The 25,469-nt window shown below is 46.7% G+C and carries 20 protein-coding genes and 1 tRNA gene; 17 read left to right on the top strand and 4 right to left on the bottom strand.

Annotation, left to right across the window (positions count from 1 at the left end; genetic code table 11):
* Positions 1–14: 14 nt before the first annotated feature.
* Complete coding sequence (locus tag RN22_RS06330; RefSeq protein WP_046303576.1) at positions 15–1,442, top strand: phosphomannomutase; 1,428 nt, start codon at positions 15–17, stop codon at positions 1,440–1,442.
* A 442-nt stretch (positions 1,443–1,884) separates the two neighbouring features.
* Positions 1,885–2,652, top strand: coding sequence for a glycosyltransferase family 2 protein (locus RN22_RS06325; protein ID WP_046303575.1), 768 nt, complete (start codon positions 1,885–1,887; stop codon positions 2,650–2,652).
* On the opposite strand, the gene RN22_RS06320 is transcribed toward RN22_RS06325, so the two are convergent.
* Complete coding sequence (locus tag RN22_RS06320; protein WP_046303574.1) at positions 2,627–4,492, bottom strand: nucleoside-diphosphate sugar epimerase/dehydratase; 1,866 nt, start codon at positions 4,490–4,492, stop codon at positions 2,627–2,629. The two genes, RN22_RS06325 and RN22_RS06320, sit on opposite strands and share 26 nt — an antisense overlap.
* A 146-nt stretch (positions 4,493–4,638) precedes the next feature.
* Here RN22_RS06320 and RN22_RS06315 point away from each other — a divergent pair, with 146 nt between their 5' ends.
* From RN22_RS06315 to RN22_RS06290, 5 genes are all read left to right on the top strand, one after another.
* Positions 4,639–5,586 (top strand): SDR family oxidoreductase, encoded by a 948-nt coding sequence (locus RN22_RS06315; protein ID WP_046303573.1) that lies wholly within the window; start codon positions 4,639–4,641, stop codon positions 5,584–5,586.
* A gap of 18 nt (positions 5,587–5,604) precedes the next feature.
* Positions 5,605–6,159, top strand: coding sequence for a sugar transferase (locus tag RN22_RS06310; protein ID WP_046303572.1), 555 nt, complete (start codon positions 5,605–5,607; stop codon positions 6,157–6,159).
* Between the two features lie 203 nt (positions 6,160–6,362).
* Entirely contained in the window at positions 6,363–7,718 is a 1,356-nt protein-coding gene (locus RN22_RS06305) for an MBL fold metallo-hydrolase RNA specificity domain-containing protein (RefSeq protein ID WP_046303571.1), read from the top strand.
* Positions 7,719–7,919: 201 nt separating this feature from the next.
* Complete coding sequence (galU, locus tag RN22_RS06300) at positions 7,920–8,747, top strand: UTP--glucose-1-phosphate uridylyltransferase GalU (RefSeq protein WP_046303570.1); 828 nt, start codon at positions 7,920–7,922, stop codon at positions 8,745–8,747.
* A gap of 364 nt (positions 8,748–9,111) precedes the next feature.
* Positions 9,112–10,278, top strand: coding sequence for a nucleotide sugar dehydrogenase (locus tag RN22_RS06290; RefSeq protein ID WP_046303568.1), 1,167 nt, complete (start codon positions 9,112–9,114; stop codon positions 10,276–10,278).
* A gap of 25 nt (positions 10,279–10,303) precedes the next feature.
* On the opposite strand, the gene folD is transcribed toward RN22_RS06290, so the two are convergent.
* From folD to RN22_RS06275, 3 genes are all read right to left on the bottom strand, one after another.
* Positions 10,304–11,158 (bottom strand): bifunctional methylenetetrahydrofolate dehydrogenase/methenyltetrahydrofolate cyclohydrolase FolD, encoded by an 855-nt coding sequence (gene folD, locus RN22_RS06285; RefSeq protein WP_046303567.1) that lies wholly within the window; start codon positions 11,156–11,158, stop codon positions 10,304–10,306.
* 131 nt (positions 11,159–11,289) lie between these two features.
* On the bottom strand, positions 11,290–12,477 hold the full coding sequence (locus RN22_RS06280; protein WP_046303566.1) for an MFS transporter: 1,188 nt from the start codon (positions 12,475–12,477) through the stop codon (positions 11,290–11,292).
* Between the two features lie 181 nt (positions 12,478–12,658).
* Positions 12,659–13,156, bottom strand: coding sequence for an MgtC/SapB family protein (locus tag RN22_RS06275; protein WP_002535565.1), 498 nt, complete (start codon positions 13,154–13,156; stop codon positions 12,659–12,661).
* A 308-nt stretch (positions 13,157–13,464) separates the two neighbouring features.
* Between RN22_RS06275 and RN22_RS06270 the strand changes: the two genes are divergently transcribed.
* From RN22_RS06270 to RN22_RS06225, 10 genes are all read left to right on the top strand, one after another.
* A tRNA-Arg gene (locus RN22_RS06270) sits at positions 13,465–13,541 on the top strand.
* Positions 13,542–14,088: 547 nt separating this feature from the next.
* Positions 14,089–15,390 (top strand): trigger factor, encoded by a 1,302-nt coding sequence (gene tig / locus RN22_RS06265; protein ID WP_002535563.1) that lies wholly within the window; start codon positions 14,089–14,091, stop codon positions 15,388–15,390.
* Positions 15,391–15,497: 107 nt separating this feature from the next.
* The gene (gene clpP / locus RN22_RS06260; RefSeq protein ID WP_002535561.1) at positions 15,498–16,121 is read left to right on the top strand and encodes an ATP-dependent Clp endopeptidase proteolytic subunit ClpP; all 624 of its coding nucleotides are present in this window, start codon (positions 15,498–15,500) and stop codon (positions 16,119–16,121) included.
* Between the two features lie 139 nt (positions 16,122–16,260).
* Positions 16,261–17,541: an ATP-dependent protease ATP-binding subunit ClpX gene (clpX, locus tag RN22_RS06255; RefSeq protein ID WP_002535559.1), complete on the top strand. Its 1,281-nt coding sequence runs from the start codon at positions 16,261–16,263 to the stop codon at positions 17,539–17,541.
* A 159-nt stretch (positions 17,542–17,700) separates the two neighbouring features.
* Entirely contained in the window at positions 17,701–20,073 is a 2,373-nt protein-coding gene (gene lon, locus RN22_RS06250; protein ID WP_002535557.1) for an endopeptidase La, read from the top strand.
* Between the two features lie 197 nt (positions 20,074–20,270).
* On the top strand, positions 20,271–20,543 hold the full coding sequence (gene hupB, locus RN22_RS06245) for a nucleoid-associated protein HU-beta (protein ID WP_002535556.1): 273 nt from the start codon (positions 20,271–20,273) through the stop codon (positions 20,541–20,543).
* Between the two features lie 250 nt (positions 20,544–20,793).
* Positions 20,794–22,686 (top strand): peptidylprolyl isomerase, encoded by a 1,893-nt coding sequence (gene ppiD, locus RN22_RS06240; RefSeq protein WP_046303565.1) that lies wholly within the window; start codon positions 20,794–20,796, stop codon positions 22,684–22,686.
* 321 nt (positions 22,687–23,007) lie between these two features.
* Positions 23,008–23,292, top strand: a complete 285-nt coding sequence (locus RN22_RS06235; RefSeq protein ID WP_002535554.1) for a ComEA family DNA-binding protein — start codon at positions 23,008–23,010, stop codon at positions 23,290–23,292.
* A gap of 146 nt (positions 23,293–23,438) precedes the next feature.
* Positions 23,439–24,035: a 5'-deoxynucleotidase gene (gene yfbR / locus RN22_RS06230; protein WP_046303564.1), complete on the top strand. Its 597-nt coding sequence runs from the start codon at positions 23,439–23,441 to the stop codon at positions 24,033–24,035.
* Complete coding sequence (locus RN22_RS06225) at positions 24,028–25,383, top strand: anti-phage deoxyguanosine triphosphatase (protein ID WP_046303563.1); 1,356 nt, start codon at positions 24,028–24,030, stop codon at positions 25,381–25,383. Before yfbR ends, RN22_RS06225 begins: the two co-directional genes overlap by 8 nt.
* Positions 25,384–25,469 lie beyond the last annotated feature (86 nt).

The raw sequence follows: 25,469 nt of genomic DNA, 5'->3' as shown, positions 1-25,469 counted from the left end.
TGAGATAGGAAATTATGGTAACAAAATTAATCAGTAGTGAAGTGCTTGGAGCTTCAGGCGTTCAGTTTGGTACTAGTGGCGCGCGAGGACTCGTTACTCAGTTTACACCGGACGTCTGTGCTGCATTTACTCACGCATTTGTTGCTTCAATGCGTAGTAACTTTTCTTTCACCCAAATGGCTGTGGCAATTGATAATCGCCCAAGCAGCTTTGCTATGGCGCAAGCAGTTATTCAAGCGCTGACTGATGCAGGTGTGGATGCCATTTACTATGGTGTTGTGCCTACCCCCGCTCTAGCGTATACCGCAATGCAAGATAGCATACCTTGCATAATGGTGACTGGATCTCATATTCCATTTGATCGTAATGGTATTAAGTTCTACCGCCCGGACGGAGAGATAACTAAAGCAGATGAACAGGTAATCTTAACCGAGGAGGTACATTTTAGTTCTATCAATGAGCTTCCTCCGTTAACGCTTGACTCCCGAGCTGCTGAGCTTTACCAAACGCGTTATACCGATTTGTTTGATGCAGATTTACTGGCAGGAAAGCGTGTTGGTATATATGAGCATTCAAGTGCCGGGAGAGATATTTACCAAGGACTTTTTGAATCGCTTGGGGCTGAAGTCATATCATTGGAGCGTACTGACGAATTTGTTCCAATTGACACTGAAGCAGTTGCTGAATCTGATAAGGAAAAAGCACGCAGTTGGTCGAAAAAATATAATTTGGATTTTATATTTTCGACTGATGGAGACGGTGATCGTCCTTTAGTTGCTGATGAGAGCGGCGAATGGTTGAGAGGTGATATCCTAGGGTTGCTTTGCTCAAAGGCGCTTCGAATTGAAGCATTGGCTGTGCCTGTTAGTTGTAACACTATTATTGCTGAATCTCCTGAATTCGAAGCCGTGTCTAAAACACGAATTGGCTCGCCCTATGTTATCGCTGAATTTTCCAAATTGGCAAAAACTTATAAAAGAATTGCAGGGTTTGAAGCTAACGGGGGATATTTGCTCGGAAGTGATGTTTCGGTGAATGGGAAATCTCTAAAAGCATTGCCAACCCGAGACGCTATTTTACCTGCGCTTATGTTGCTTTTTTTAGCGAAAGCATCATCGATCAAAAGCTTGGTAAGTCAATTACCACAGCGTTTTACGCATAGTGACCGTATTCAAAACTTTGCGACAGAAAAGAGTTTATCGATATTAGAAAGTGGTCGTCAAAATACTAAACCGTTATTGGAGTCTCTTGGTTTGTCGGCTCTTAATGTTGTTAGTATTGATCATACTGACGGTTTAAGGTTAGGGCTATCTAATGGTTCGATCATTCATTTGCGTCCGTCTGGTAATGCCCCTGAACTTCGTTGTTATGCGGAAGCTGAACGAATGGAAGATGCGATTAGTTTGGTTGATAAAGTGTTATGCAGAATCAGATTCATTTAGCATTTTATTGCTTTTTAATCTGTAATAACTAAGAGTAGAGCTATATGCTAAGGTATAACTCTCCATTGCAAAACATCAGTTTTGTGATATTTTCGTTTGAAAAAGCAAATAGATAACTCCATTTTTGGGAGTCGCATTGTGTAGTGGTTTAATGAACTGACAATCATTTAAAGTGGTAAAGTCTCTACCAAAGAAGGAGGTGCTCCATGACAAGTCAACGTAATTCATTTTCCACTGAATTCAAACTTTAAGTCGCTTGATATCTTTTAATGTATTGAGATGTTCTACAACGCAAAATGTCAGAACAATTTCAACGACCAAATGTCACCTGTAGAGTATGAAAGCAGTACGAAAAAAGCTCAAAAGTGTCTGCTGAGTCGATACTATTCATCTAGCATTGTATGAAAAGGGGCCAGATAGAAGGGTTTATTGTTAGAAGATTATGAAAATTTCAATCATTACAGTTTGTTTTAATTCTGAAAAAGAAATTGAAGATACGATTGAGTCTGTTAAACGTCAGACATATGAAGATATTGAATATATTGTTGTTGACGGAGGTTCTACAGATAATACAAATCTAGTTGTAAATTGCTATTCGGAAGTTGTTGATTTACACATCAGTGAGAATGATGAGGGCTTATACGATGCGATGAATAAAGGTATTGAACTGGCAACCGGAGATGTGATAGGCATTCTAAACTCAGATGATGTATTAATGAATGAGGTTGTCATCGAGAATATAGTCAAGGCTTTTTCGCCTGACATTCACGGGGTGTATGGTGATGTTGTTTTTTGTAAGCAAGATGATTTAAACTCAGTCACTAGGTTTTACTCTTCAAAATCAGCAAGTTATAGGGGGCTTAAGCGAGGAATTATGCCAGCGCATCCTTCTTTGTATTTGAGGAAAGAGTGTTTTATGGACTTGGGTGTTTACTCACTAGATTATAAGATTGCAGCCGATTTTGACTTTGTTGTACGCCTATTTTCTAGAAAAAAATACCAACTTAAATATCTCTCTCAACCATTGGTGAAAATGCGTGAGGGGGGTGTGAGTACTTCAGGGTTCGACTCCAAAGTATTGCTCAATAAGGAAATATTATACTCCTTGCGTAAAAATGGAATAAGGTCTAACTGGTTATGGGTTTTATCAAAGTATCCTATGAAATTATGGGGAGTGCTAAAAGCTAAACTTCAGGTTTATACCCAGTAGGTGCATCTAAAAGAATGCGCTTAATGCAGGCAATGTTAAAATCATGACAACACTCATCGAGTTTTTCAATTATCTCCGCCATTTCTGACCAACTTAGGCTTTCTTCTCGTGCGGTCATGATTTTTTGATGGCCAGTCCCTTCTACGTTATCGCCAATTAGTAGTTCTTCAAATAGTTTTTCTCCCGGTCTTAGACCAGTAAACTTGATTTCAATATCCCCCTCTTCACCACTTCCCACTACATACTCTTTCATGCCCATCAGATGAATCATCCTTAAGGCAAGGTCATGTATTTTTACAGCCTCTCCCATATCCAAAACGAATACTTGTCCGTTGTGTCCCATAGCACTAGCTTGAATTACCAACTGTGCGGCCTCTGGAATCAGCATGAAATAACGAATAATGTCTGGGTGGGTAACCGTTACTGGGCCGCCGTTCCGTATTTGTTTTTTAAATAGTGGCACAACAGAGCCGGAAGAGCCAAGCACGTTACCAAACCGCACCATAGTAAAGCAGGTAGACGTTCCTTTTTCGGCAAGCGCTTGAAGGATGAGCTCAGCCATCCGTTTACTTGCTCCCATAATGTTCGTGGGTCTGACCGCTTTATCAGTGGAAATCAGCGTAAAGCTTTCTACACCAGCAGCTATTGCAGCATTGGCACAGTGCAAACTACCAAAGACGTTGTTTCGAATGCCCTCAATAATGTTGTCTTCGACCAAAGGAACATGTTTATAGGCGGCTGAGTGATAGACCGTATGAATACAGTTGTTTTCCATCAGCTTTGTCATCCGATTTTCTTTTTGCACAGAGCCCAAAGCAGCAACTATGTCGACAGTTAGGTTCAAACTCTTGGCAGTTTCTACAAGTTCATGGTGAATGGTATAGAGGTTATATTCATTCAGTTCAACCAGAACCAGTCTAGCTGGTTGTTGCGTTAATATCTGTCTACAGAGCTCTGAGCCGATAGAGCCACCAGCTCCGGTAACGAGAATATTTTTGCCCGTAATATTTTTACTCATGAGCTTTAAGTCAGGTTTAACCGGTTCGCGCCCAAGCAGATCCTCTATCTCTAAATCCCTGATCTCCGTTGCAAGTGCTTTACCAGAAGCAATATCTTCCACAGATGGCACGGATTGTACTTCGATTGGCCAATTCGAAAGCTTGTCCAGGAGCCTTAATCTTTCCCCTTTGTTTATGTTGTTGATCGCCAGCAGCAATTTTACTGGCTCATATAGGCTCATTAGGCGATCAAACTCATCGGCTGGATATACACGTACACCAGTAATAATTTGGCCCACCTTTTTAGGGTCGTCATCTAGAAAGACAACTGGATGATACTCATCTCCTTGGATTAGCGCATAAGCCAAATCGCGCCCAGTACTTCCTGCGCCATAGATAAACACGTTGGGCTTTTGACGACGATAGTAGTGGTAGTAGACAGTTCTAATAATGATGCGCGGCGCACCAAGCATTATCATTGCGATGCCAGCATAAATAAATGGAACACTGCGGGGGATAAATGCTTGAAGGAAAAATCCACTCAGCGCCAAAGTGATAGAAGACAGAACGACAGCTATGAAAATGTTTCCGACTGCGGGCATCATCATGTAGCGAAGAATTGCGCGATACATTCCGAGTTTGATGAAGCAGAAAACAGTTACGCTACCAGTTACCGCTAAACACAAGGCCTCTTTAAATCCAAAAGGTATGTGGACAGAATCTAGCCGCAACGCCATAGCAAAATAAAAAGAGAAAATGACGGCTAGAAGGTCATAGATAATACTGATAATTCGTTTATTTCTGCGCTGAGCGCTCAGAAGAAGTTGGATCGGTGTAAACATTAGGTAAAGTGATTCTCGTTATAGTTTTAGAATGAGCCTATTAGCAATCGCAAGCCAACTGTTGATACATTTTAAAGGTGTTTGCTACTGCTAGCTATAGTCACATGCTAGAATCTTACGTTTTAAGTCCTAGAGTAAGTGAAACAGTGAACATTTTTGTGACTGGTGGCAGTGGCTTTGTAGGAAGGCGGGTTGTTGAGGCTGGAAAATCATTGGGATGGCAGTGCACATACCAGTCACGCAGCGAAACTATAAATCTTGAATCACAGTTTGTTACTTCGATTAATGGTGACACTGACTGGTTTCCCGCTTTAACGGGTGTAGAAGTGCTTGTTCATTGCGCTGCTCGTGTTCATCAAATGACGGAGTCACAAAGCCCTGAAGATGTTCTGGCTTCTTATCAGGAAGTTAACACCTTAGGCACTTTAAACCTCGCTCGGCAGGCAGCTCAAAGTGGTGTTAAGCGTTTTGTCTTTATCAGCTCCATTAAAGTCAATGGAGAGAGAACCAAAAAAGGTGGAGCTTTTGAACCCATTCTGGCTGAACCACCCACTGATCCCTACGGCTTGAGCAAATATGAAGCGGAAGTAGGTTTAAAAAGCGTGGCTGCTGAAACTGGTATGGAAGTGGTTATCATCAGACCCCCTTTGGTTTATGGCCCCGGCGTTAAAGCTAACTTCGAATCCATGATGAAGCTCATGCGTAAGGGCATTCCGCTCCCATTTGGCGCAATCAATAATCAACGTAGCCTGGTATTTATAGACAACCTCGTCTCGCTCATTTTGACCTGTTGCAAACACCCGAATGCAGCCAATAAAATATTCTTGGTGTCCGATAACGATGACGTTTCAACAACGCGCCTGATGCAGCAGATTGCCGACAGTATGGCCAGTTCTTCTCGGCTTGTTCCAATACCGCAGAGCTTGATAGAAGTGAGTGCTAAAGTTTTGGGTAAATCCCACTTGTCTGATCGCCTCTGTGGCAACCTTCAATTAGACGTTACCGAGACATTAAACACCTTGTCCTGGAAGCCTCCAGTCACGTTCGAGAAAGGCATTCAGGAAACGGTCAGTGCATTTTTGTCTGATAAATGAAGTAATCGATGAGAAAAAATGATGTTGAGAATCTTTGACTTTTTCTTTGCCCTATTGGGGCTTCTTTTGCTTTGGCCCGTGCTTCTTATCGTGATAGTGATCGGTTACTTTGATACTGGCTCTCCGATCTTTCGACAAACGCGGGTAGGCAAAAACCAAAAACCATTCACCCTGATAAAATTCCGGACCATGGCACCGGATACAGCATCAGTCGCGACACATCTCGCCAGTGCTTCGTCAGTTACCAAGCTTGGAGCATTCCTGAGAAAGACTAAATTAGACGAATTGCCTCAGCTTATTAATGTGGTAAAGGGGGAGATGAGTTTAGTTGGTCCTCGTCCTTGTCTTTTCAACCAAGAAGAGCTTATTGCTGAGCGCAATTCAAGAGGCGTTTTTGACGTTTTACCAGGAATTACCGGCTTGGCGCAGGTCAACGAAATTGATATGTCGACACCCAAGCTGCTTGCAGAGTGGGATCAAAAGATGATTCAAACGCTAACGGTGAAGCTCTACTTTACCTTTATTATTCAAACGGCTACTGGCGGTGGTGCTGGCGACAGAATCAAAAATTAGCCAAAGATTCTATGAAACGCTCCCTAATGGAGCGCTTTGTCAACGCGCCAAACCCAAGTACCCACTCTCTCGAAACCCTTCTGAAATACTCTCGTATTTTCACTTTAAATTTCCAACTCTGTCCGGCACATAACCTTCCTCACTTTATGCTTGCTTGATATACGGCAGACTGGCCTGACAAGCCATTGCCGAAAACAACGCGTATGCAGATTATTCACCACGGCGCCAAAACCGGCGTAACAGGCTCATGCCATCAACTCACCACAGAAAGCGGAAAGCTCCTCATCGATTGTGGCACGTTTCAGGGTGAGGAGGAGAGAGCGCTCGATGTCGAATTTGATGTTCATGATATCGATGCCTTGATCCTGACCCATGCTCACATAGACCATATCGGGCGTTTACCCTGGTTGCTTGCGGCAGGTTTCAGCTCTCCTATTTATTGCACATTCGCCACAGCAAAACTGGTGCCCATGATGCTCGACGATTCACTTGGTTTGCAGCAGGGACTTAAGCGAAAAGACAGGCAGCGAATTCTTAAACTCATTGAAGCGCTAACAATCCCCGTCGATTACGGCAGTTGGCATAGCGTGAATCACCAATCTCAATTAGTCGCAGATATTCGTTTTCAGCCAGCAGGTCATATCCTTGGCTCTGCCTTTGTTGAAGTGAAATTCCCAAGCAAAGAGGTGATTGTTTTCTCGGGCGATCTTGGCCCGAACAACACGCCTTTACTCCCAGACCCAAAGCCACCTGAAAGAGCAGATGTGCTGGTGATCGAAAGCACCTATGGTGATGGTGTGCATGAATCCATTGAGCGCCGTGCCCAAAGACTGAAAGCTTTAATAGACCGTTCATTGCTTGATGGAGGCGTAATACTTATTCCCGCATTTAGCGTCGGAAGAACCCAAGAGCTGCTCTTTGATATCGAAGCCATTATCGCCACACAGCTGGATGAGTTTGAAAAGCGCGAATGGTCGAAAATCCCAGTGATTCTCGATTCGCCAATGGCGGCCAAGGTAACTGATCGCTATCGCGAGTTCAAAACCCTTTGGGGAAAAGAAGCGAAAACCAGATTGGAAACGGGTAGGCATCCGCTCGCTTTCGAGCAATGCATTACCATCGATTCGCACCGCGATCACCAAGCACTTGTTAACCGCCTCAAACAAACTGGCGAACCCGCGATTGTCGTCGCTGCCAGTGGCATGTGTAATGGCGGACGCATTCTAAACTACTTGAAAGCGCTATTGCCTGATGCCAGAACTGACGTGATATTAGCGGGCTATCAAGCCAGAGGAACACTCGGGCGCAAACTCCAACGCGGGAAAAAGCAGGTAGAAATTGACCATCAACTGATTGATGTAAACGCCCACGTCCACACCATGTCAGGCTACTCCGCTCATGCTGACCAAAACGATCTGCTTCAATTTATTCGTGGTATTAAGGAAAGTCCAAGAGAGGTAAGAATCGTCCATGGCGATTTTGATGCGCAACAGGCTCTGGCTAACCGCATTGTCCAAGCCAATCTTGCCCAGACTGTATCACTGGCCGCAGAAATCTGAACTCTTCTTATGTGGTCAATAATGTTAGTATCGCTGAATAGAATTAACTCAATAAATTCAATGCGTTTATTGCGCTGATTCTCGGCTGGGACAGCAAAGTTTAAGGGGAAAAGAGAGTTGATATGTTTTAAAATGCAGCAAAAGAGATAATCTTGTTCCCTCGCAAGTCTAGGGATGTTTATTTAGATTTAGGATTTTTCAATGATTAAGAAGTGTTTATTTCCTGCTGCCGGTTACGGCACACGTTTCCTTCCTGCAACCAAATCTATGCCTAAAGAAATGATGCCTATCGTCAACAAGCCCCTGATTGAATACGGTGTTGATGAAGCGATTCAGGCGGGTATGACAGATATGTGTATTGTCACAGGCCGGGGCAAGCACTCTTTGATGGATCACTTTGATAAAAACTATGAGCTTGAGCATCAAATTTCCGGAACCAGCAAAGAGGCGTTGTTGGCAGATATCCGCGAGGTGATTGATGCTGCGAACTTCACATATATTCGCCAACGCGAGATGAAAGGGCTTGGCCACGCCATTTTGACTGGGCGTGAGCTGGTCGGTGATAATCCTTTTGCCGTGGTGTTGGCTGATGATTTATGCATCAACCTCGAGCAAGGCGTTTTAGCGCAAATGGCCACACTTTATAAACAGTTCCGATGCTCAATTGTCGCGGTTGAAGAAGTCCCGGCCGAGGATGCGCACAAGTACGGTGTTATCGCGGGAGAAGCGTTAACCGACAACCTTATCCGAGTCACTGATATGGTTGAAAAACCTGCCTCAGGCACAGAGCCAAGCAACTTGGCGATTATCGGTCGGTATATCCTGACACCTGATATCTTCGACATCATTGAGAAAACAGAACCGGGTAAAGGTGGCGAAATTCAAATCACTGATGCTTTGCTAGAGCAGGCCAAAAATGGTTGTGTTCTTGCTTATAAGTTCAAGGGGAAACGTTTTGATTGCGGTTCAGTAGAAGGCTTTATTGAAGCGACGAATTACTGTTTCCAGAATGTTTATAATGCCAAATAAACTATTGCTCTCTAAATAACGCTCATGGTAAGGAATTAACTCTCCAAAAAAACAGAGTGGCGTTTTACGTTGCTAGTGTTGCCTTCACGATAGCAGACGTGACTTTTTCAGTGCTGCAAACACACAGCCAAGGGCGATGGAAAACCATCGCCCTCTTTGTTGGTTTTAATGCTAGCTTCAGAACATATGTAGACACGTTTTGCCCCCAGATTTGGTTGGCATGATAGATGGCTTGGTCAATCCCCGTACTAAACATTCATCTCCTATACTCTGAATAATAAGAAAAGTGTCATGATTGATACGTACCCTGAAGCGAATTAAGCAATGTGCTTTGCTAAAGGAATAAAAAGGGGATGTGCAGTAGATGAAGGTAGCGGTCGTTGGTACGGGTTACGTTGGTCTTTCAAATGCGATGCTGCTGGCGCAACACAATGAGGTCGTTGCGGTTGATATTCTTCAAGAAAAGGTGGATCTACTTAATCAGGGCCAGTCTCCGATTTCTGATACTGAGATAGAACAGTTCCTCCAAAACCCCGAACTCAGTTTCTATGCCACCATCGATGCAGAAACTGCTTATAACTGGGCGGAAATTGTTTTGGTCGCCACCCCCACCGATTACGACCCTGAAACCAACTTCTTTGATACCAGTTCGGTGGAGACTGTCGTCGCCGATATTCTGTCAGTGAACCCTTCCGTTAGCATCGTGATTAAATCGACAGTTCCTGTCGGTTTTACTGACTCTCTTCGAAAACAGCACCAAGCTGACAATATCCTGTTCTCGCCGGAGTTTTTGAGGGAAGGTAGCGCGCTTTATGACAACCTCTACCCTTCCAGAATTATCGTGGGTGATTTTTCTGAGCAGGCCAAAGTGTATGCGGCGTTAATGAACCAAGGTGCGTTGGCTCATAATGTCCAAACACTCTTTGTGCATTCGACAGAAGCGGAAGCGGTCAAGCTATTTTCCAACACCTATCTCGCTATGCGCGTGGCGTACTTTAATGAGTTGGACTCTTATGCGGAATCCTTAGGGTTGGACTCAAAAGAAATCATTGAAGGTGTATGTTTGGATCCGCGGATCGGTCATCACTACAACAACCCGTCTTTTGGTTATGGTGGCTATTGCTTGCCAAAAGATACCAAGCAGCTTCTCGCCAACTATCAGTCAGTGCCGAACAACATAATTGGTGCCATCGTTGATGCTAACCGAACAAGAAAAGATTTTATCGCCAACTCCATTTTGAAGCGAAACCCCAAAGTGGTAGGGATATATCGACTTATCATGAAGTCGGGCTCTGATAACTTTCGTGCCTCTTCCATTCTGGGGGTGATGAAAAGACTCAAAGCCAAAGGCTTAGAAGTCGTGATTTACGAGCCTGTGTATAAAGAGAAAACGTTGTTCAATTCGCGGGTGGTGACGGATTTGGAGCTGTTCAAAGAAAGGGTGGATATCATTATTTCGAACAGAATGGACGAGGCACTGTTAGACGTGAAAGATAAAGTTTATACCCGAGATTTGTTTGGAAAAGATTAGGGCAGCGAATCGCTGCCCTTTTGCATTAAGAATGGTACTGCTCGCAAGCCAGCAAGGTATTCTCAATCAGCGTCGCCACTGTCATTGGGCCAACACCACCGGGTACTGGAGTAATATGGCTGGCTTTCTCTGCAGCAACGCCATATTCCACGTCACCCACCAGTTTGCCATCTTCCAATCGGTTAATGCCCACATCAATCACCACTGTGCCAGGTTTAATCCAATCGCCGGGAATGAAGTTGGGTTTGCCCACAGCAACAACCAAAAGATCAGCTTGGCGAACATGTCCTTCCAAATCTTTGGTAAAACGGTGACATGTTGTGGTGGTGCAGCCAGCAAGCAGCAGCTCCATCGTCATTGGGCGGCCAACAATGTTTGAAGCGCCAACAACAACAGCATGTTTACCACGCAGTGGCACGTTGTATCGTTCAAGCAGTGTGATGATGCCTTTCGGTGTACATGAACGCAGCTTTGGCATGCGCTGGCATAGGCGGCCAACATTGTAGGGGTGGAAGCCGTCGACGTCTTTCTCTGGGTGGATGCGCTCAAGGACATTAGTTGGGTCCATTTGTGCAGGAAGCGGTAATTGCACCAGAATGCCATCAATTTCTGGATCGGCATTTAGATCATCAATTAAACCAAGCAGTTCTGCTTCGCTGGTAGTTGATGGTAAGTCGTAGGATTTAGAGACAAAACCTACTTCTTCACACACGCGACGCTTGCTGCCAACGTAAACTTGAGAAGCTGGGTCATCACCCACCAACACCACGGCCAGACCCGGCGCTCTGAGGCCTGCTGCTTTTCGGGCTTCTACACGTGCAGCAACTTCCTGACGAACAGTTTGAGAGATAAGTTTTCCATCAATGATTTGAGCGGCCATGTTTTTCCTTTGGCGAAGATAGACTCGAAAGTGGCGCTATTTTGACAAAAAAAGTGTGACATGGCTATAGGGCAAACGTTTGCGTGCGGGTTGAATTTAAAGCCCAACGTCATGGATTGGGCTCCGAAAATTCAGATATCTATCGATACTGCTTTATCAACACCATCAGTGCCGGTTGAGCGGTTGCGCTTGGTTGAGCCAAGCATATAAAGCAAAGTTGCTGCGAAACAGACCACGAAGTAGAGCATGAGGCCGCCTTTCATGGACATGGCTTCACCGGCGACGATCGGGCCAATCACCGAACCCACGCTGTAGCTCAGTAGCATCAACTCTGCAGCTGCTACGATTTTTGATTCATCCACGTTGCGGCAAGCCAGCGTGATTGCGACAGGGTAGAGGGCAAATGCTGATGCGCCCAACAGGAACAAGCCCGCCATCACGCCCGCTGATACGGTCGCGATTTCAATCATGGCAATGGAAAGCAAACCGAGGAAGCAGAACAGCGCCATCAGTAGAGCTTTCTCCATGCGTGAGTTCAACCAGCTCACCAGCGGTTGCACCACCATGCCACCAAGGATCACGATAGCCATCAATGCGCCGACCTGATCGTGGCTGTAACTGCTTTCAAGTTCCAGCGGTAATAGGCCATAGATTGACCCCAGCACCAGACCAGACACAATACAGCCAATGTAGGCCGCTGCTGGCAGGGTTTTCATCTCGCTCACTTTGATGCTCGCGTGGCCAACCGCTTTCGGGCGGCCCCTTTTGAACACCAGTGGTGGCAAAATTGCAGCTGAGAATAGGCTGGCGACAACAATCAGTGGCATGGCGCCTTCTGTACCGAACATGCCGATACCTAACTGACCCAATGCAGAGCCACCATAAAGCGATGCCATGTAAAGGCCTAAACGCTTCGCGCGGGCTTTTTCTGTGTCTGCCATCAGCAGCCATGATTCGATCACGACGAACACACCGGCAACCGCGATACCTGCAAAAAAACGTGCAAACAGCCATGCAGCAGGTGAGGCGCTGAATATCATTAAACCCACGGTACTGACAACGATAAGCAAAAACGCAACTAACGCACTGCGATGGCCAAATTTGCCAACGATGCGAGCACTGATCAACGCACCGCCAAGCAGACCTGCGTAAAATACGCTCGCGAGCCAGGAGGCAAGATTCACCGACATGCCACGTGCGTCAAGCGCAAGCGGAATGAGGCTCATCAGGAAACCTGACGCAACGGCAAAAAGGCTTAGGCTAAGAACAGGCACAAGAGGACTGTTGCGATCAGCCTGCATAACAGGGTTCTGTTGCAATGTTTTTCCTTAATCGTCTGAATTGAAATTAAAAAACCTGCACAGGAAGTGCAGGTTTTAACGCAGAGAATGGTGCGTTCAGGCGCGATTATTATTTCGCCACCCATAAACGTAAAGAGAGATAATTTTGTGGTGACGATAAAATCTTTTGATGGAAATGGTTGTGCAGAATGATCGCTTACTAGTCGATGATATCTGCATGTTTTCCGGTCTTTTTCCGCTTTTTCTCCCAGCGCTTATGCACGCCTTTTGTCAGGGAAGAAAACGTCGTTTCAACTTTATCCAGACCAACAAGGACAAAAAGCACAAACGCACAAAGAAGCAGTGCTTGGCGTCCGTAGTCAAAAGCGATCACCATACCCAGGCCCGCCATCAACCAAACGACGGCTGCAGAGGTCACCCCTTGGATTTGACCATCTCGTGCCATCATGACGCCTGCACCCAGAAAACCGACACCTGTTACGATCTGACCGAGTACTCGCGCATGATCCAGCGAGTTATCTGAAAGGGATGTTGCCAGACGCATAAAAAGGTAGGTACCGAGAATAATGAGGATCGCCGTACGAATACCCACGGGCTTTCCGCGAAGTTGGCGCTCAAGGCCTAAAATCCATCCGCAGGCGGCACAGGTGAGTACGCCTTCCCAGCTAAACGGGGTGATATCCCAAAACTCATTCATTCTCTTTACTTCCGGGCTAGAAAAAATTTAACCACTTGGGTCTGCTGACCCTGGGGTATTTGTGGCGCAGAAATATCCGCTTTAGCGAGAAAAAGAACAATAGGGAGCACGATGAAATCATTTTATCGTCAGAACAGATGTTGTTTGCCGACAGAGACAGAGGATAAAAAGAAGGGGATTTTTCGCGTTAGGGTAACAACTATGTTTGTTTCTTAGGCATTTAACAGCAAAGCACAAGGAAAAGCGTTGACGAAGAAACTCGTGCCTTTATAATCCTGCCCTGCGTTCGCACACTGTGTGAATGAAGTGCGCCCTTAGCTCAGTTGGATAGAGCAACGGCCTTCTAAGCCGTGGGTCACAGGTTCGAATCCTGTAGGGCGTGCCACTTTCTACTTCTTCCTCGTATATTCTCTCATCGCAATTTTTTCCCAAACGCATCGCACCCTAGATTCCTGAAGTTAATTGAAAAGAAGATCCTAGGAAGAGCAGATAGAGCAGAAAAAGCAGATAGAGCAGAAAAAGCAGATAGAGCAGGAAGAGCAGATAGAGCAGGAAGAGCAGAATGTCTCTAATCTCTAATCTCTAATCTCTAATCTCTAATCTCTAATCTCTAATCTCGTATCTCAAATCTTCTATCTCAAGTCTTAAATCTCCATCTCCCCCCTTGAAATCCATTTTCTCGCCCCAATCTCACAGAAACATGACGATGGACCTAGCCCGTCTCGACTCGACAGGGCGGTGCCGCTATAATGGCGCGTCTTAAAAATCATGCCTCGTCTTTTGAGGCTAATCGATACCCGCGCAAACGCGCTGTGTATCCAGATTCACAGGCGCTATGGCGAACGATTCGCTGTAGCACGAAAGGATGCTACCGGCAGGAGCCGGGCAACATCACTCAGCGACCCTGAGTAAGTTTTGAGGTTATTAATACAATGCAAGTTACCGTTGAAACCACAGAAGGCCTAGAGCGCCACCTGACTATCACCGTTCCAGCAGCAAACATCGAAGACGCAGTAACTGCAGAGCTTCGCAACATTGCTAAAAATCGTCGTTTCGATGGTTTCCGTAAAGGTAAAGTGCCTTTGAAGATGGTTTCACGTATGTACGGTAAAGCTGTACGTAACGACGTGATGGGTGAAGTGATGCAGCGTCATTTCATCGAAGCGATCATCAAAGAGAAAATCAACCCAGCGGGTGCGCCAACTTTCACTCCAGTTGACACTGAAGAAGGCAAAGATCTGGTATTCAAAGCTTCTTTCGAAGTTTACCCAGAAATCGCGCTGAAAGATCTGGACAAAGTAGAAGTGGTTAAGCCACTGGCTGACGTTAAAGAAGAAGACGTTGCTGAAATGATCGAGACTCTGCGTAAGCAGCAGGCTTCTTGGTCAGAAGTTGACGCAGCAGCTGAAGCAAGCAGCCGCGTAACGATGGACTTCTCTGGTTCTATCGACGGCGAAGAGTTCGAAGGCGGTAAAGCAGAAGGCTTCGCACTGGTAATGGGCCAAGGCCGCATGATCCCAGGTTTCGAAGACGGCATCGTTGGTAAGAAAGCAGGCGAAGAGTTCACTATCGACGTGACTTTCCCAGAAGACTACCACGCTGAAAACCTGAAAGGTAAAGCAGCGAAGTTCGACATCAAACTGAGCAAAGTTGAAGCGCAAGAACTGCCAGAACTGACTGAAGAGTTCGTTGCACGTTTCGGCGTTGAAGACGGCAGCGTTGACGGCCTGAAAGCTGAAGTTCGTAAAAATATGGAACGCGAACTGAAGCAAGCGGTTAAGAACAAGGTTAAAGAGCAAGTGATCGATGGTCTGGTTGCTAACAACGATATCGATGTACCTGCAGCACTGATTGACCAAGAAGTTAACGTTCTGCGTCAGCAAGCGGTTCAGCGTTTCGGTGGCAACATGGAAAACGCACCAGAACTGCCACGTGAGCTGTTCGAAGAACAAGCAAAACGCCGCGTAGTGGTTGGTCTGCTTCTGGGTGAAGTGATCAAGTCTGAAGAGCTGAAAGCTGACGAAGACCGCGTGAAAGCACTGATCGAAGAAATGGCTTCTGCATACGAAGATCCATCAGAAGTGGTTGCTTACTACGAGAAAGACCAGCGCCTGATGGAAAACATGCGCAACGTTGCTCTTGAAGAACAAGCAATCGACGCACTGCTGGGTAAAGCACAAGTTTCTGAAAAAGAGCAAGCTTTCTCTGAGCTGATGAACCCAGCTCAAGCATAAGTGCTAGAATTGTTGAGTGGACAATTGACTTAGAATTCACTCTTCTGATAACAATGGTCCGTATGAAGTAATTTCATCCGGGCCATTTATTTTAGGGATATAACACTATGAGCTTTCAAGAAAAAAACGGAATGCCTTCTATCATGGATGCATTGGTGCCGATGGTGGTTGAACAAACTTCCCGCGGTGAACGTTCGTATGACATCTATTCCCGCCTTTTGAAAGAGCGTGTGATCTTCCTGACTGGTCAGGTTGAAGATCATATGGCGAACCTTGTTGTTGCGCAGCTGCTGTTCCTGGAATCAGAAAATCCTGATAAAGACATCTTCCTCTACATTAACTCACCGGGTGGTTCGGTGACTGCAGGTATGTCTATTTACGATACGATGCAGTACATTAAACCAGACGTGAGCACGGTATGTATGGGTCAGGCTTGCTCAATGGGGGCATTCCTGTTGGCGGGTGGCGCAAAAGGTAAGCGTTACTGTCTGCCAAACTCCCGTGTCATGATTCACCAGCCACTTGGTGGATTCCAAGGTCAGGCGTCTGACATTCAAATCCACGCGCAAGAAATTTTGACCATCAAGCAAAAGCTCAACACCCTGTTGGCTGAGCACACGGGTCAACCGCTGGAAGTGATTGAACGCGACACTGATCGTGACAACTTTATGGCTGCACAGGATGCGGCTGACTATGGTCTGGTTGACGCGGTACTGAATAAGCGCGATTAATTTATTAATTCTGAGACGGTTAGGTTTACTTAACACTAACCGTCCTGGAATTGAGTCTCTCGGTGTTCGGAAAATTTCCCCGAGATGTTATAGACTCAGATCATGGTAAACATGGGCTAAGGCCTAAAGAGGTTAGCGAATGACAGACAAGCGAAAAGACGGTGGCAGCGGCAAACTGCTTTACTGCTCTTTCTGCGGCAAAAGCCAGCATGAAGTACGCAAGTTAATTGCTGGACCTTCTGTTTATATCTGCGATGAGTGTGTTGACCTGTGTAACGACATCATTCGTGAAGAAATAAAAGAGGTCATGCCTAAGCGCGACAGTAACGAGCTTCCAACTCCGCAAGAGATCCGCGCGCATCTGGATGATTACGTTATCGGTCAAGATCGTGCGAAGAAAGTATTGTCTGTAGCGGTATACAACCACTACAAACGCCTTCGTAACGGCGACACAACGGCTGATGGCGTCGAGCTGGGTAAAAGTAATATTCTTCTGATTGGTCCTACCGGTAGTGGTAAGACGCTGTTGGCAGAAACGCTGGCGCGTTTTCTGGATGTGCCGTTCACCATGGCAGATGCCACGACACTGACCGAAGCAGGTTATGTGGGTGAAGACGTTGAAAACATCATCCAGAAACTGCTTCAGAAGTGTGATTACGACGTAGCAAAAGCAGAACGCGGCATCGTATACATTGATGAAATCGACAAGATTTCGCGTAAGTCCGACAACCCATCTATCACCCGTGACGTTTCCGGTGAAGGTGTTCAGCAGGCGCTGTTGAAGCTGGTTGAAGGTACGATTGCTTCTGTTCCACCACAAGGTGGCCGTAAGCACCCGCAACAGGAATTCCTGCAGGTTGATACATCAAAAATCCTGTTTATTTGTGGTGGCGCATTTGCCGGTCTCGACAAAGTGGTAGACCAGCGTGTGGCCAAAGGCAGTGGTATCGGCTTTGGTGCGGAAGTTCGTACAAAAGATCAGGAAGCAACACTGAGCGATCTGTTCAGCAAAGTGGAACCAGAAGATTTGGTGAAGTACGGTTTGATCCCGGAATTCATCGGTCGTCTGCCAGTCACTGCGATTTTGGGCGAGCTTGATGAAGATGCACTGGTGCAGATTCTTCGTGAACCTAAGAACGCGCTTACCAAACAGTATGCAGCCTTGCTGGAATTGGACGGTGTAGAACTGGAGTTTCGTGATGACGCCCTGACTGCAATTGCCAAGAAAGCGATGGATCGTAAAACCGGTGCTCGTGGCCTGCGCTCAATTGTGGAAGCGGTGCTTCTGGATACCATGTACGATCTGCCTTCAAGCAAAGATGTCACCAAAGTGGTGATTGATGAATCTGTGATCAAAGGTGAGTCTGATCCACTACTGATTTATGAAGCATCAGAAAATCAGGCGGCAGGCGCGGAATAAGACGCATGTTGCTTAGGGTTAAATTGCTTATTTAACCAACAAATTACCGAAAAAAAGGGAGCATTAGCTCCCTTTTTTACTTTCTGCCGGATATGCCGTTGAATCCTGACAATCTATCCCCATATACTCAGTAATAACGAAAACGGAAGAGAGAAAAATATGAACTTGGAGCGTTCCGAGCGCATTGAGATTCCGGTCCTGCCATTGCGTGACGTAGTTGTCTATCCTCACATGGTCATCCCGCTGTTTGTGGGACGGGATAAATCCATCCGTTGCCTTGAAGCAGCGATGGACAATGATAAGCAGATTCTTTTGGTAGCGCAGAAAGACGCCGCTACTGATGACCCATCCATTTCTGACCTATACAAGGTCGGTACCGTCGCTTCTATTCTCCAGCTGCTGAAACTCCCTGATGGCACAGTGAAAGTGCTGGTGGAAGGCTTACAGCGTGCAGAAATCAAGAAGTTCCGTGAAGACGACTTCTTCACCGCTGATGCCGAGTACATGCTAACGCCAGAAATGGACGAACGTGAGCAAGAAGTGCTGGTGCGCACGGCGATCAGTCAGTTTGAAGGCTTTATCAAACTGAACAAAAAAATCCCACCGGAAGTGCTGACGTCACTGAATGGTATTGACGAGGCTGCGCGCCTGGCAGATACCATCGCGGCACACATGCCATTGAAACTCAATGACAAACAGCAAGTGCTGGAAATCATTGATATCGCTGAGCGCCTTGAATTCCTGATGACCATGATGGAATCAGAAATCGATCTGCTGCAGGTTGAGAAGCGTATTCGCAGCCGCGTGAAAAAGCAGATGGAAAAGAGCCAGCGCGAGTACTACCTCAATGAGCAAATGAAAGCCATCCAGAAAGAGCTGGGTGAGCTGGATGACGCGCCTGACGAATTTGAAAGCCTGAAGCTGAAGATTGAAGAATCTAAAATGCCTCAGGAGGCCAAAGAGAAAACTGAGCAAGAACTGCAGAAGCTGAAAATGATGTCTCCGATGTCTGCAGAAGCAACGGTGGTTCGCAGCTATATCGACTGGATGGTCAGCGTGCCATGGTCGAAGCGCTCGAAAGTGAAGAAAGATTTGGCGAAAGCTGAAGAGATTCTGAACTCAGACCATTACGGCCTTGAGCGTGTGAAAGAACGCATTCTTGAGTACTTGGCGGTGCAAAACCGTGTGAACAAGCTTAAAGGGCCAATCCTGTGTCTTGTAGGGCCTCCTGGTGTAGGTAAAACCTCTCTGGGTCAGTCGATTGCAAAAGCGACCGGCCGCAAGTACACCCGTATGGCGCTCGGCGGCGTGCGTGATGAAGCGGAAATCCGCGGTCACCGTCGAACTTACATTGGCTCTCTGCCAGGTAAGCTTATCCAGAAGATGGCTAAAGTTGGCGTGAAAAACCCACTGTTCCTGCTTGATGAAATCGACAAGATGTCTTCTGACATGCGCGGCGATCCATCTTCTGCGCTGCTGGAAGTGCTGGACCCAGAGCAAAACAATGCGTTCAACGATCACTATCTGGAAGTGGACTACGACCTGTCAGACGTGATGTTTGTAGCGACATCGAACTCAATGAACATTCCAGGCCCGTTGCTTGACCGTATGGAAGTGATTCGTCTGTCGGGTTACACCGAAGACGAGAAGCTGAATATTGCCAAGCAGCACTTGGTTGATAAGCAGGTGAAGCGCAACGGTCTGAAGCCGAAAGAAGTTGAAATCCAAGATTCAGCGATCATCGGTATCATCCGTTACTACACCCGTGAGGCGGGTGTGCGTAGCCTTGAACGTGAAATTTCCAAGCTTTGCCGCAAAGCAGTGAAAGAAATTCTGCTGAATAAAGACACCAAAACCATCGTTATCAATCAGGACAACCTGAAAGATTACTTGGGCGTTCAACGCTTTGACTACGGCAAAGCGGACGAGAGCAACCGTATTGGCCAGGTAACCGGTCTCGCGTGGACGGAAGTGGGCGGCGATCTGCTGACCATCGAAACCGAATCCATGCCAGGTAAAGGCAAGCTGACACAAACTGGCTCTCTGGGCGATGTGATGCAGGAATCGATTCAGGCAGCGATGACTGTGGTTCGTACTCGCGCTGAGAAGCTGGGTATCAATAACGACTTCTACGAGAAGCGTGATATCCACGTGCACGTACCAGAAGGTGCAACACCAAAAGATGGCCCAAGTGCGGGTATCGCCATGTGTACGGCGTTGGTATCTAGCCTGACGGGCAACCCTGTGCGTGCAGATGTTGCCATGACGGGTGAAATTACCCTGCGTGGTGAAGTGCTGCCAATCGGTGGTCTGAAAGAGAAGCTGTTGGCAGCTCACCGTGGTGGCATCAAAACAGTGATCATTCCAAAAGAGAACGAACGTGATCTGGAAGAGATCCCTGAAAACGTCAAAGCAGACCTCGACATCCACGCTGTGCGCTGGATCGACGAAGTTCTGACTCTGGCGCTACAAGACAACCCTCTCGGAATAGAGCTGGTTTCGTCGCAAAAGAGTGACGTGCAGCAAAATTAAGCAACGTAAAGCGCTGACAGTCGGTAAAAGGCTTGTCAGCGTTTTTTTTGAGGGCTAAGTTAATTAAAACGCTGCAAGCCCTTAATTCATAACAGCTACAGCGTTTTTAAGTCTTGTTTTAATAACTATTGGCGCCATTAATCGGTTGCCGCCGCAAAAAATGGGATTTGTGGTTCGTTTGTAAAGGGGATGAAAAAGTGAACAAGTCGCAGTTAATTGATAAAATTGCAGAAAATGCTGACCTGTCTAAAGCGTCAGCGGGTCGCGCTCTGGATGCACTGATTGAAGCAGTATCAGATAGCCTGAAAGACGGTGATCAAGTGGCTCTGGTTGGTTTCGGTACTTTCTCTGTTCGTGAGCGTTCAGCACGTACAGGCCGTAACCCACAAACTGGTGCGGAAATTAAAATTGCAGCTGCTAAAGTCCCAGGCTTTAAAGCTGGTAAAGCTCTGAAAGACGCGGTTAACTAATCTTAAACGCTTCGTTTTGCTCTTTGTCGCACCAGTCCTAGTTTTAAGCTGTAAAGTGTGCGACATCAGCGTATAATCAGGCTCAATCAGAGTGTAAAGGCGCATCTCTCGATGCGCTTTTTTAGTTTTAATCGAAACAACTCCTCTTGATACAAATTGACTGAGTGCCTATCGGTGCACTGGCTTTTTGCTGTGCAAGAGAAGCTGTATGAAAGACGAACGTTTCAATAAGCAGGAGTGACGGCGCGTTATGATGGAGCGACTACGCGAAGGCGTAAACAGCATCGCGGTTAAGATCATCTTAGGCCTTATTATCTTTTCCTTTGTTTTCGCTGGTGTTGGCGGCTACCTGGCAGGTGGCACCGTGGTACCTGCGGCAACAGTAGGTGATCAAGAAATTAGCCGCAATCAATTCGAGCAAGCTTACCAAAATGAGCGTGCACAGATGCAAGCACAGGCCGGTGACTTCTTCTCTACTCTGTTGAGTGATCCTAATTATTTGGCTCAATTCCGCCGCAATGTTCTGGACCGTATGGTGAATCAGGCGTTGTTGGATCAGGAAGCGAAGAACTTAGGTCTTCGTGTGAGCGATGCACAAATCAAACAAACCATTCGTGATATGCCAGCTTTCCGAGGTTCAACAGGTCTGTTTGACAACGATTTATATTTGGCAGCACTTCGCCGTAACGGTCTGTCTCCTGACCAGTTTGCTGAGTATGTGCGCCAGGATCTGGTTCGCGAACAGTTCGTTAATGCCTTGATCAGCAGTGAATTCGCGCTGGAAGGTGAACTGGAAGCACTGTACAAGCTTGAAGGTCAAACGCGCATGGTTCGCACTTTGACTCTGCCGCTCGCAGATTTCGCTGATAAAGCGGATATCAATGATGAGCAAAAGCAGGCTTACTACGAGCAAAACCCATCGCAGTTCGTTCGTCCTGAGCAATTCAAGATTTCTTATGTTGAGCTCTCTGGTGAAGGTATCGCTGACGTTGCTGACGTGACGGAAGAAGAAGCGAAGAACTACTACGAAGCAAACAAAGCCAATTACGGCACTGCTGAGCAGCGTAAAGTCAGCCACATCATGATTCAGGGTGATGACAACGCAGCAAAAGAAAAAGCAGAAGCAGTCTTGGTTGAGTTGAATAGCGGTGCTGACTTTGCTGAGCTGGCGAAAACCCGTTCTGATGATACTTTCAGTGCTGAACAAGGCGGTGAGCTGGATTGGTTCGATAAAGGTGTCATGGATCCAGCATTCGAAGAAGCGGCATTTGCGCTGGTAAACAACGGTGATGTGTCTGAAGTGGTTCAGTCTGAGTTTGGTTTCCACATCATCAAGCTGGATGATATCAAGCCATCTGATGCAAAGCCTTTTGCGGAAGTGCGTGATGACATCATGGCACAACTGAAGCAAAACCACGCGGTTGAGAAGTTCTACGCTCTGTCCAACGAGCTGGCAGAGAAAGCGTTCGAAATGCCAGATAACCTTGATGAAGCGGCGAACTCAGTGAATGCGAAGGTAGAGAAAACCGATTTCGTATCTCTGAGCGAGTTGCAAGGTGCACTGGCCAACCCTCTTGTTGCTCAGGCTCTGCAACAACCGGAAGTGCGTGAAGACGGTCTGAACTCTGACATCATTGAGATTGCTCCTGAGCATGTTGTGGTTGTGCGTGTAGACGAAGTTCGCCCTGAGACTGTGCTGCCTTTCGAAGAGGTAGAAACTCAAGTGACAGATTTGCTGAAGCGTCAGGAAGGTGAGAAGGCTGCTGAAGCATTGGCAAACACCTTAGTGTCGGAGCTGAGTGAAGGCAATGACGCGGGTCTGAATGCATCAGGCTATGCGTTTGGTGAAGCAGCTGAGCTGGCGCGCGTTTCTCAGGAGCGTGAAGTGGTTGAGCTTGCGTTCACTATGGCAACACCGGCTGAAGGCAAAGCAGAATACGGCTTTACCCGCACCTTCAATGGCGATGTACTGGTTGTTGCCCTAGATGCAGTGAAAGAACCAGCAACCGAAGAAATCAGTCTACAAAGCCAGATGGCGGAGCGTGTTGCGCGTAACACCGCTAACATCGATCTGGAATCTGTCATCGCACAGCTGAAAGAAAGCACTGAAGTGACTTACACACTTGACGCTGTTGAGCAATAAATCAATCCAACTTGATATGATTGCAAGGCGACTGTAATTGATAAGTTGCATCGACGGGGGACTTTATGTCCCCCGTCGTTTTTTTCATCCCTTCAACTCGAACCTTTTTCCTCAGCCTTTATGGTGGCCTTTGTTATACCAATCACAGTAAGTAGGTGATCAGAAATAGCGCAGGAAAAATGCTCGAGAACAAGGCGGAAAATTTCGATAAGTAGTTATTCTACAGTCAAATTTTCCAACGCAGTTATCGAGTATTTTAACAAGCTAGGATGAGCTGATATTTACTACGATTGGTATTAATCACTCAAAAGAGGAAAAGACATGAAATCAATGGTATCGGCAATCGTTTTTGCCATCTCACTAATACTTTCGCCTTTGGCATCAGCACAGGATGGTGCGCAAGGTGTACCGGTTGAAGTGAATATCAACACTGCTGAAGTAGAAGAGCTGGATAAGTATTTGGACGGTATCGGTAAGGCGAAAGCGCAGGCAATCGTAGATTACCGAAACACTAATGGCGCATTTGAATCGGCAGATGATTTGAAGGGCGTGAAAGGTATTGGCGACTCAATTGTTGAGAAAAACCGCGACCGTATCGTGCTCTGATACCCCAAAGTCAATTTACTATCTCAACCGCTGTGTGCTGGGGAGCACGCTCTCCCCAAATCCCGCAAATCAAGAATAAGGCTTGAGAAATCCGCCTGACGACAACAGAATGAGTAAAGAACTGTTCTAATGACGTCAAGGAAGCCATGAGTCAGAAAACCAGCCATTTCTTTGCCCATCTCGCGCGTATGAAGCTTATTTACCGTTGGCCGTTGATGCGCAATGTTTCTAATGAAAATATCTCAGAGCACAGCCTCCAGGTTGCCTTTGTTGCTCACGCGCTCGCGCTGATAGAAAACAAAAAGTTTGGTGGACAATATTCTCCGGAACGTGTTGCACTGCTGGCGATGTTTCATGATTGCAGTGAAGTGCTGACAGGCGATCTGCCGACACCAATTAAGTACTTCAACCCAGCCATCGCTGATGAATACAAAAAAATCGAGCAAATAGCCGAAGACAAGCTGGTTGGCATGCTGCCGGAAGAATTTCGCGAGGATTACCGGCCGCTTATCGACAGTGAAGCCATCAATCAAGATGACTATCGTTTGGTGAAGCAGGCTGATGCCATTTGTGCCTATCTTAAATGTCTTGAAGAGCTTTCTGCGGGCAATCATGAGTTCCTGCAAGCCAGACGTCGCCTGGAAAAAACCATGAGCGAGCGTGGCAGTGAGGCGACTGAATATTTTATGACGACGTTTGCGCCAAGTTTTGAGCTCTCTTTGGATGAAATCAGCGATGACTGAATTTGCACTATCACCTGATTGGGAAACGCGTCTCGCTGAAGAAAACAAAAAACGCCGTAATGACAAGCGTTCTGTGTTTCAGCGAGATCGTGCTCGGATTCTGCATTCTGCCGCGTTCCGGCGTTTGCAGGCGAAGACACAGGTGCTCGGCGCAGAACATAGCGAGTTTTACCGCACGCGTCTGACACACTCACTTGAGGTCTCCCAGATAGGGACGGGCATCCTCGCTCAAATCAAAGAAAAGCAACCTGAGTTTCGCGATATCTTGCCTTCAACCAGCTTGATGGAAAGCTTGTGCCTTGCACACGACATTGGTCATCCGCCTTACGGTCATGGTGGTGAAATCGCGCTGAACTATATGATGCGCAACGACGGCGGCTTTGAAGGAAACGCGCAGACCTTTCGCATCGTTACCTTGCTCGAACCTTATACCGAACATGACGGCATGAACCTTGCCCGTCGTACTTTACTTGGCCTGCTGAAATACCCCGTACCGATTGCATCTGTAATGCGCTCAGTGCTTCCGCCTGATGTTGTCGAATTTCGTCACCTGAAAGCCTCTGAGTGGCACCCAGCCAAGGGTATCTATCAAGATGACCTGGAAAGGTTTAACTGGGTGTTGGGTGGCATGTCTGAAAGTGACGCTAAACTGTTTACCTCGTTGAAATTGGCACCAACGAAAGAGCAGCATGGCCGTACACAATACAAATCTATTGATTGTTCGATCATGGAACTGGCAGACGACATCGCATACGGTGTCCACGACCTTGAAGATGCCATTGTGATGGGTATTGTTCACCGCGACCAATGGCAGGAAGCCGTAGCCAGCAAACTCGCGGAATGTGGTGATCCTTGGCTGGAAGCCAATATCGGACATTTGAGCGATCAAATGTTTGGTCCGCACTATGAGCGAAAAGATGCCATTGGCGCTTTGGTGAATACGCTACTGACCTCGATAGCCATCGAGCCTTCCGTACAGGATGGCGTGAATCGTTTTGACGATCCCTTGCTTCAATGGAATGCCAAGCTGACAGATACCATGGACTATGTACTGTCAGTACTGAAAGCTTTTGTCAGTGAATTTGTGGTGCAAAAACCGGAGCTTCAGGTGATCGAATACAAGGGCCAGCAATTGGTAATGGAACTGTTCGATGCGTTCGATGCGGACCCACAAAGGTTGTTACCTGTCGCGATACGCGCTCAATGGCAACAGGAAATCGCGGAAGGAAAAAGCGGTCGCCGTGCTATTGCTGACTACATATCAGGCATGACAGACGGCTATGCTCAACGCCTTCACGCCACCATGTTTACCGCGTCAAGTCAGGGGCCGCTATATCCGATTAGGTGAGAAGCAGAGAGAGCAGACTGAAGAAAGAGCAGATTAGAGAACGAGCAGATAACGAGAAATGATAGATGGGAGAGAGTAGGTTAGAA

The organism is Grimontia sp. AD028, from assembly GCF_000973155.1.
In the GTDB taxonomy this organism is placed as follows: domain Bacteria; phylum Pseudomonadota; class Gammaproteobacteria; order Enterobacterales; family Vibrionaceae; genus Enterovibrio; species Enterovibrio indicus.
The sequence above is the reverse complement of the archived record's forward strand: the minus strand, read 5'-3'. Positions and strand labels throughout refer to the sequence as shown.

Excerpts from the sequence above, each read along its gene's own strand:
- lon (WP_002535557.1), top strand. The coding sequence starts at position 17,701 with ATGAACTTGGAGCGTTCCGAGCGCATTGAGATTCCGGTCCTGCCATTG.
- galU (WP_046303570.1), top strand. The coding sequence starts at position 7,920 with ATGATTAAGAAGTGTTTATTTCCTGCTGCCGGTTACGGCACACGTTTC.
- clpX (WP_002535559.1), top strand. The coding sequence starts at position 16,261 with ATGACAGACAAGCGAAAAGACGGTGGCAGCGGCAAACTGCTTTACTGC.
- RN22_RS06290 (WP_046303568.1), top strand. The coding sequence starts at position 9,112 with ATGAAGGTAGCGGTCGTTGGTACGGGTTACGTTGGTCTTTCAAATGCG.
- RN22_RS06235 (WP_002535554.1), top strand. The coding sequence starts at position 23,008 with ATGAAATCAATGGTATCGGCAATCGTTTTTGCCATCTCACTAATACTT.
- tig (WP_002535563.1), top strand. The coding sequence starts at position 14,089 with ATGCAAGTTACCGTTGAAACCACAGAAGGCCTAGAGCGCCACCTGACT.
- RN22_RS06275 (WP_002535565.1), bottom strand. The coding sequence starts at position 13,156 with ATGAATGAGTTTTGGGATATCACCCCGTTTAGCTGGGAAGGCGTACTC.
- RN22_RS06310 (WP_046303572.1), top strand. The coding sequence starts at position 5,605 with ATGATGTTGAGAATCTTTGACTTTTTCTTTGCCCTATTGGGGCTTCTT.
- RN22_RS06320 (WP_046303574.1), bottom strand. The coding sequence starts at position 4,492 with ATGTTTACACCGATCCAACTTCTTCTGAGCGCTCAGCGCAGAAATAAA.
- folD (WP_046303567.1), bottom strand. The coding sequence starts at position 11,158 with ATGGCCGCTCAAATCATTGATGGAAAACTTATCTCTCAAACTGTTCGT.
- ppiD (WP_046303565.1), top strand. The coding sequence starts at position 20,794 with ATGATGGAGCGACTACGCGAAGGCGTAAACAGCATCGCGGTTAAGATC.
- RN22_RS06330 (WP_046303576.1), top strand. The coding sequence starts at position 15 with ATGGTAACAAAATTAATCAGTAGTGAAGTGCTTGGAGCTTCAGGCGTT.
- yfbR (WP_046303564.1), top strand. The coding sequence starts at position 23,439 with ATGAGTCAGAAAACCAGCCATTTCTTTGCCCATCTCGCGCGTATGAAG.
- RN22_RS06305 (WP_046303571.1), top strand. The coding sequence starts at position 6,363 with ATGCAGATTATTCACCACGGCGCCAAAACCGGCGTAACAGGCTCATGC.
- clpP (WP_002535561.1), top strand. The coding sequence starts at position 15,498 with ATGAGCTTTCAAGAAAAAAACGGAATGCCTTCTATCATGGATGCATTG.
- RN22_RS06225 (WP_046303563.1), top strand. The coding sequence starts at position 24,028 with ATGACTGAATTTGCACTATCACCTGATTGGGAAACGCGTCTCGCTGAA.
- RN22_RS06325 (WP_046303575.1), top strand. The coding sequence starts at position 1,885 with ATGAAAATTTCAATCATTACAGTTTGTTTTAATTCTGAAAAAGAAATT.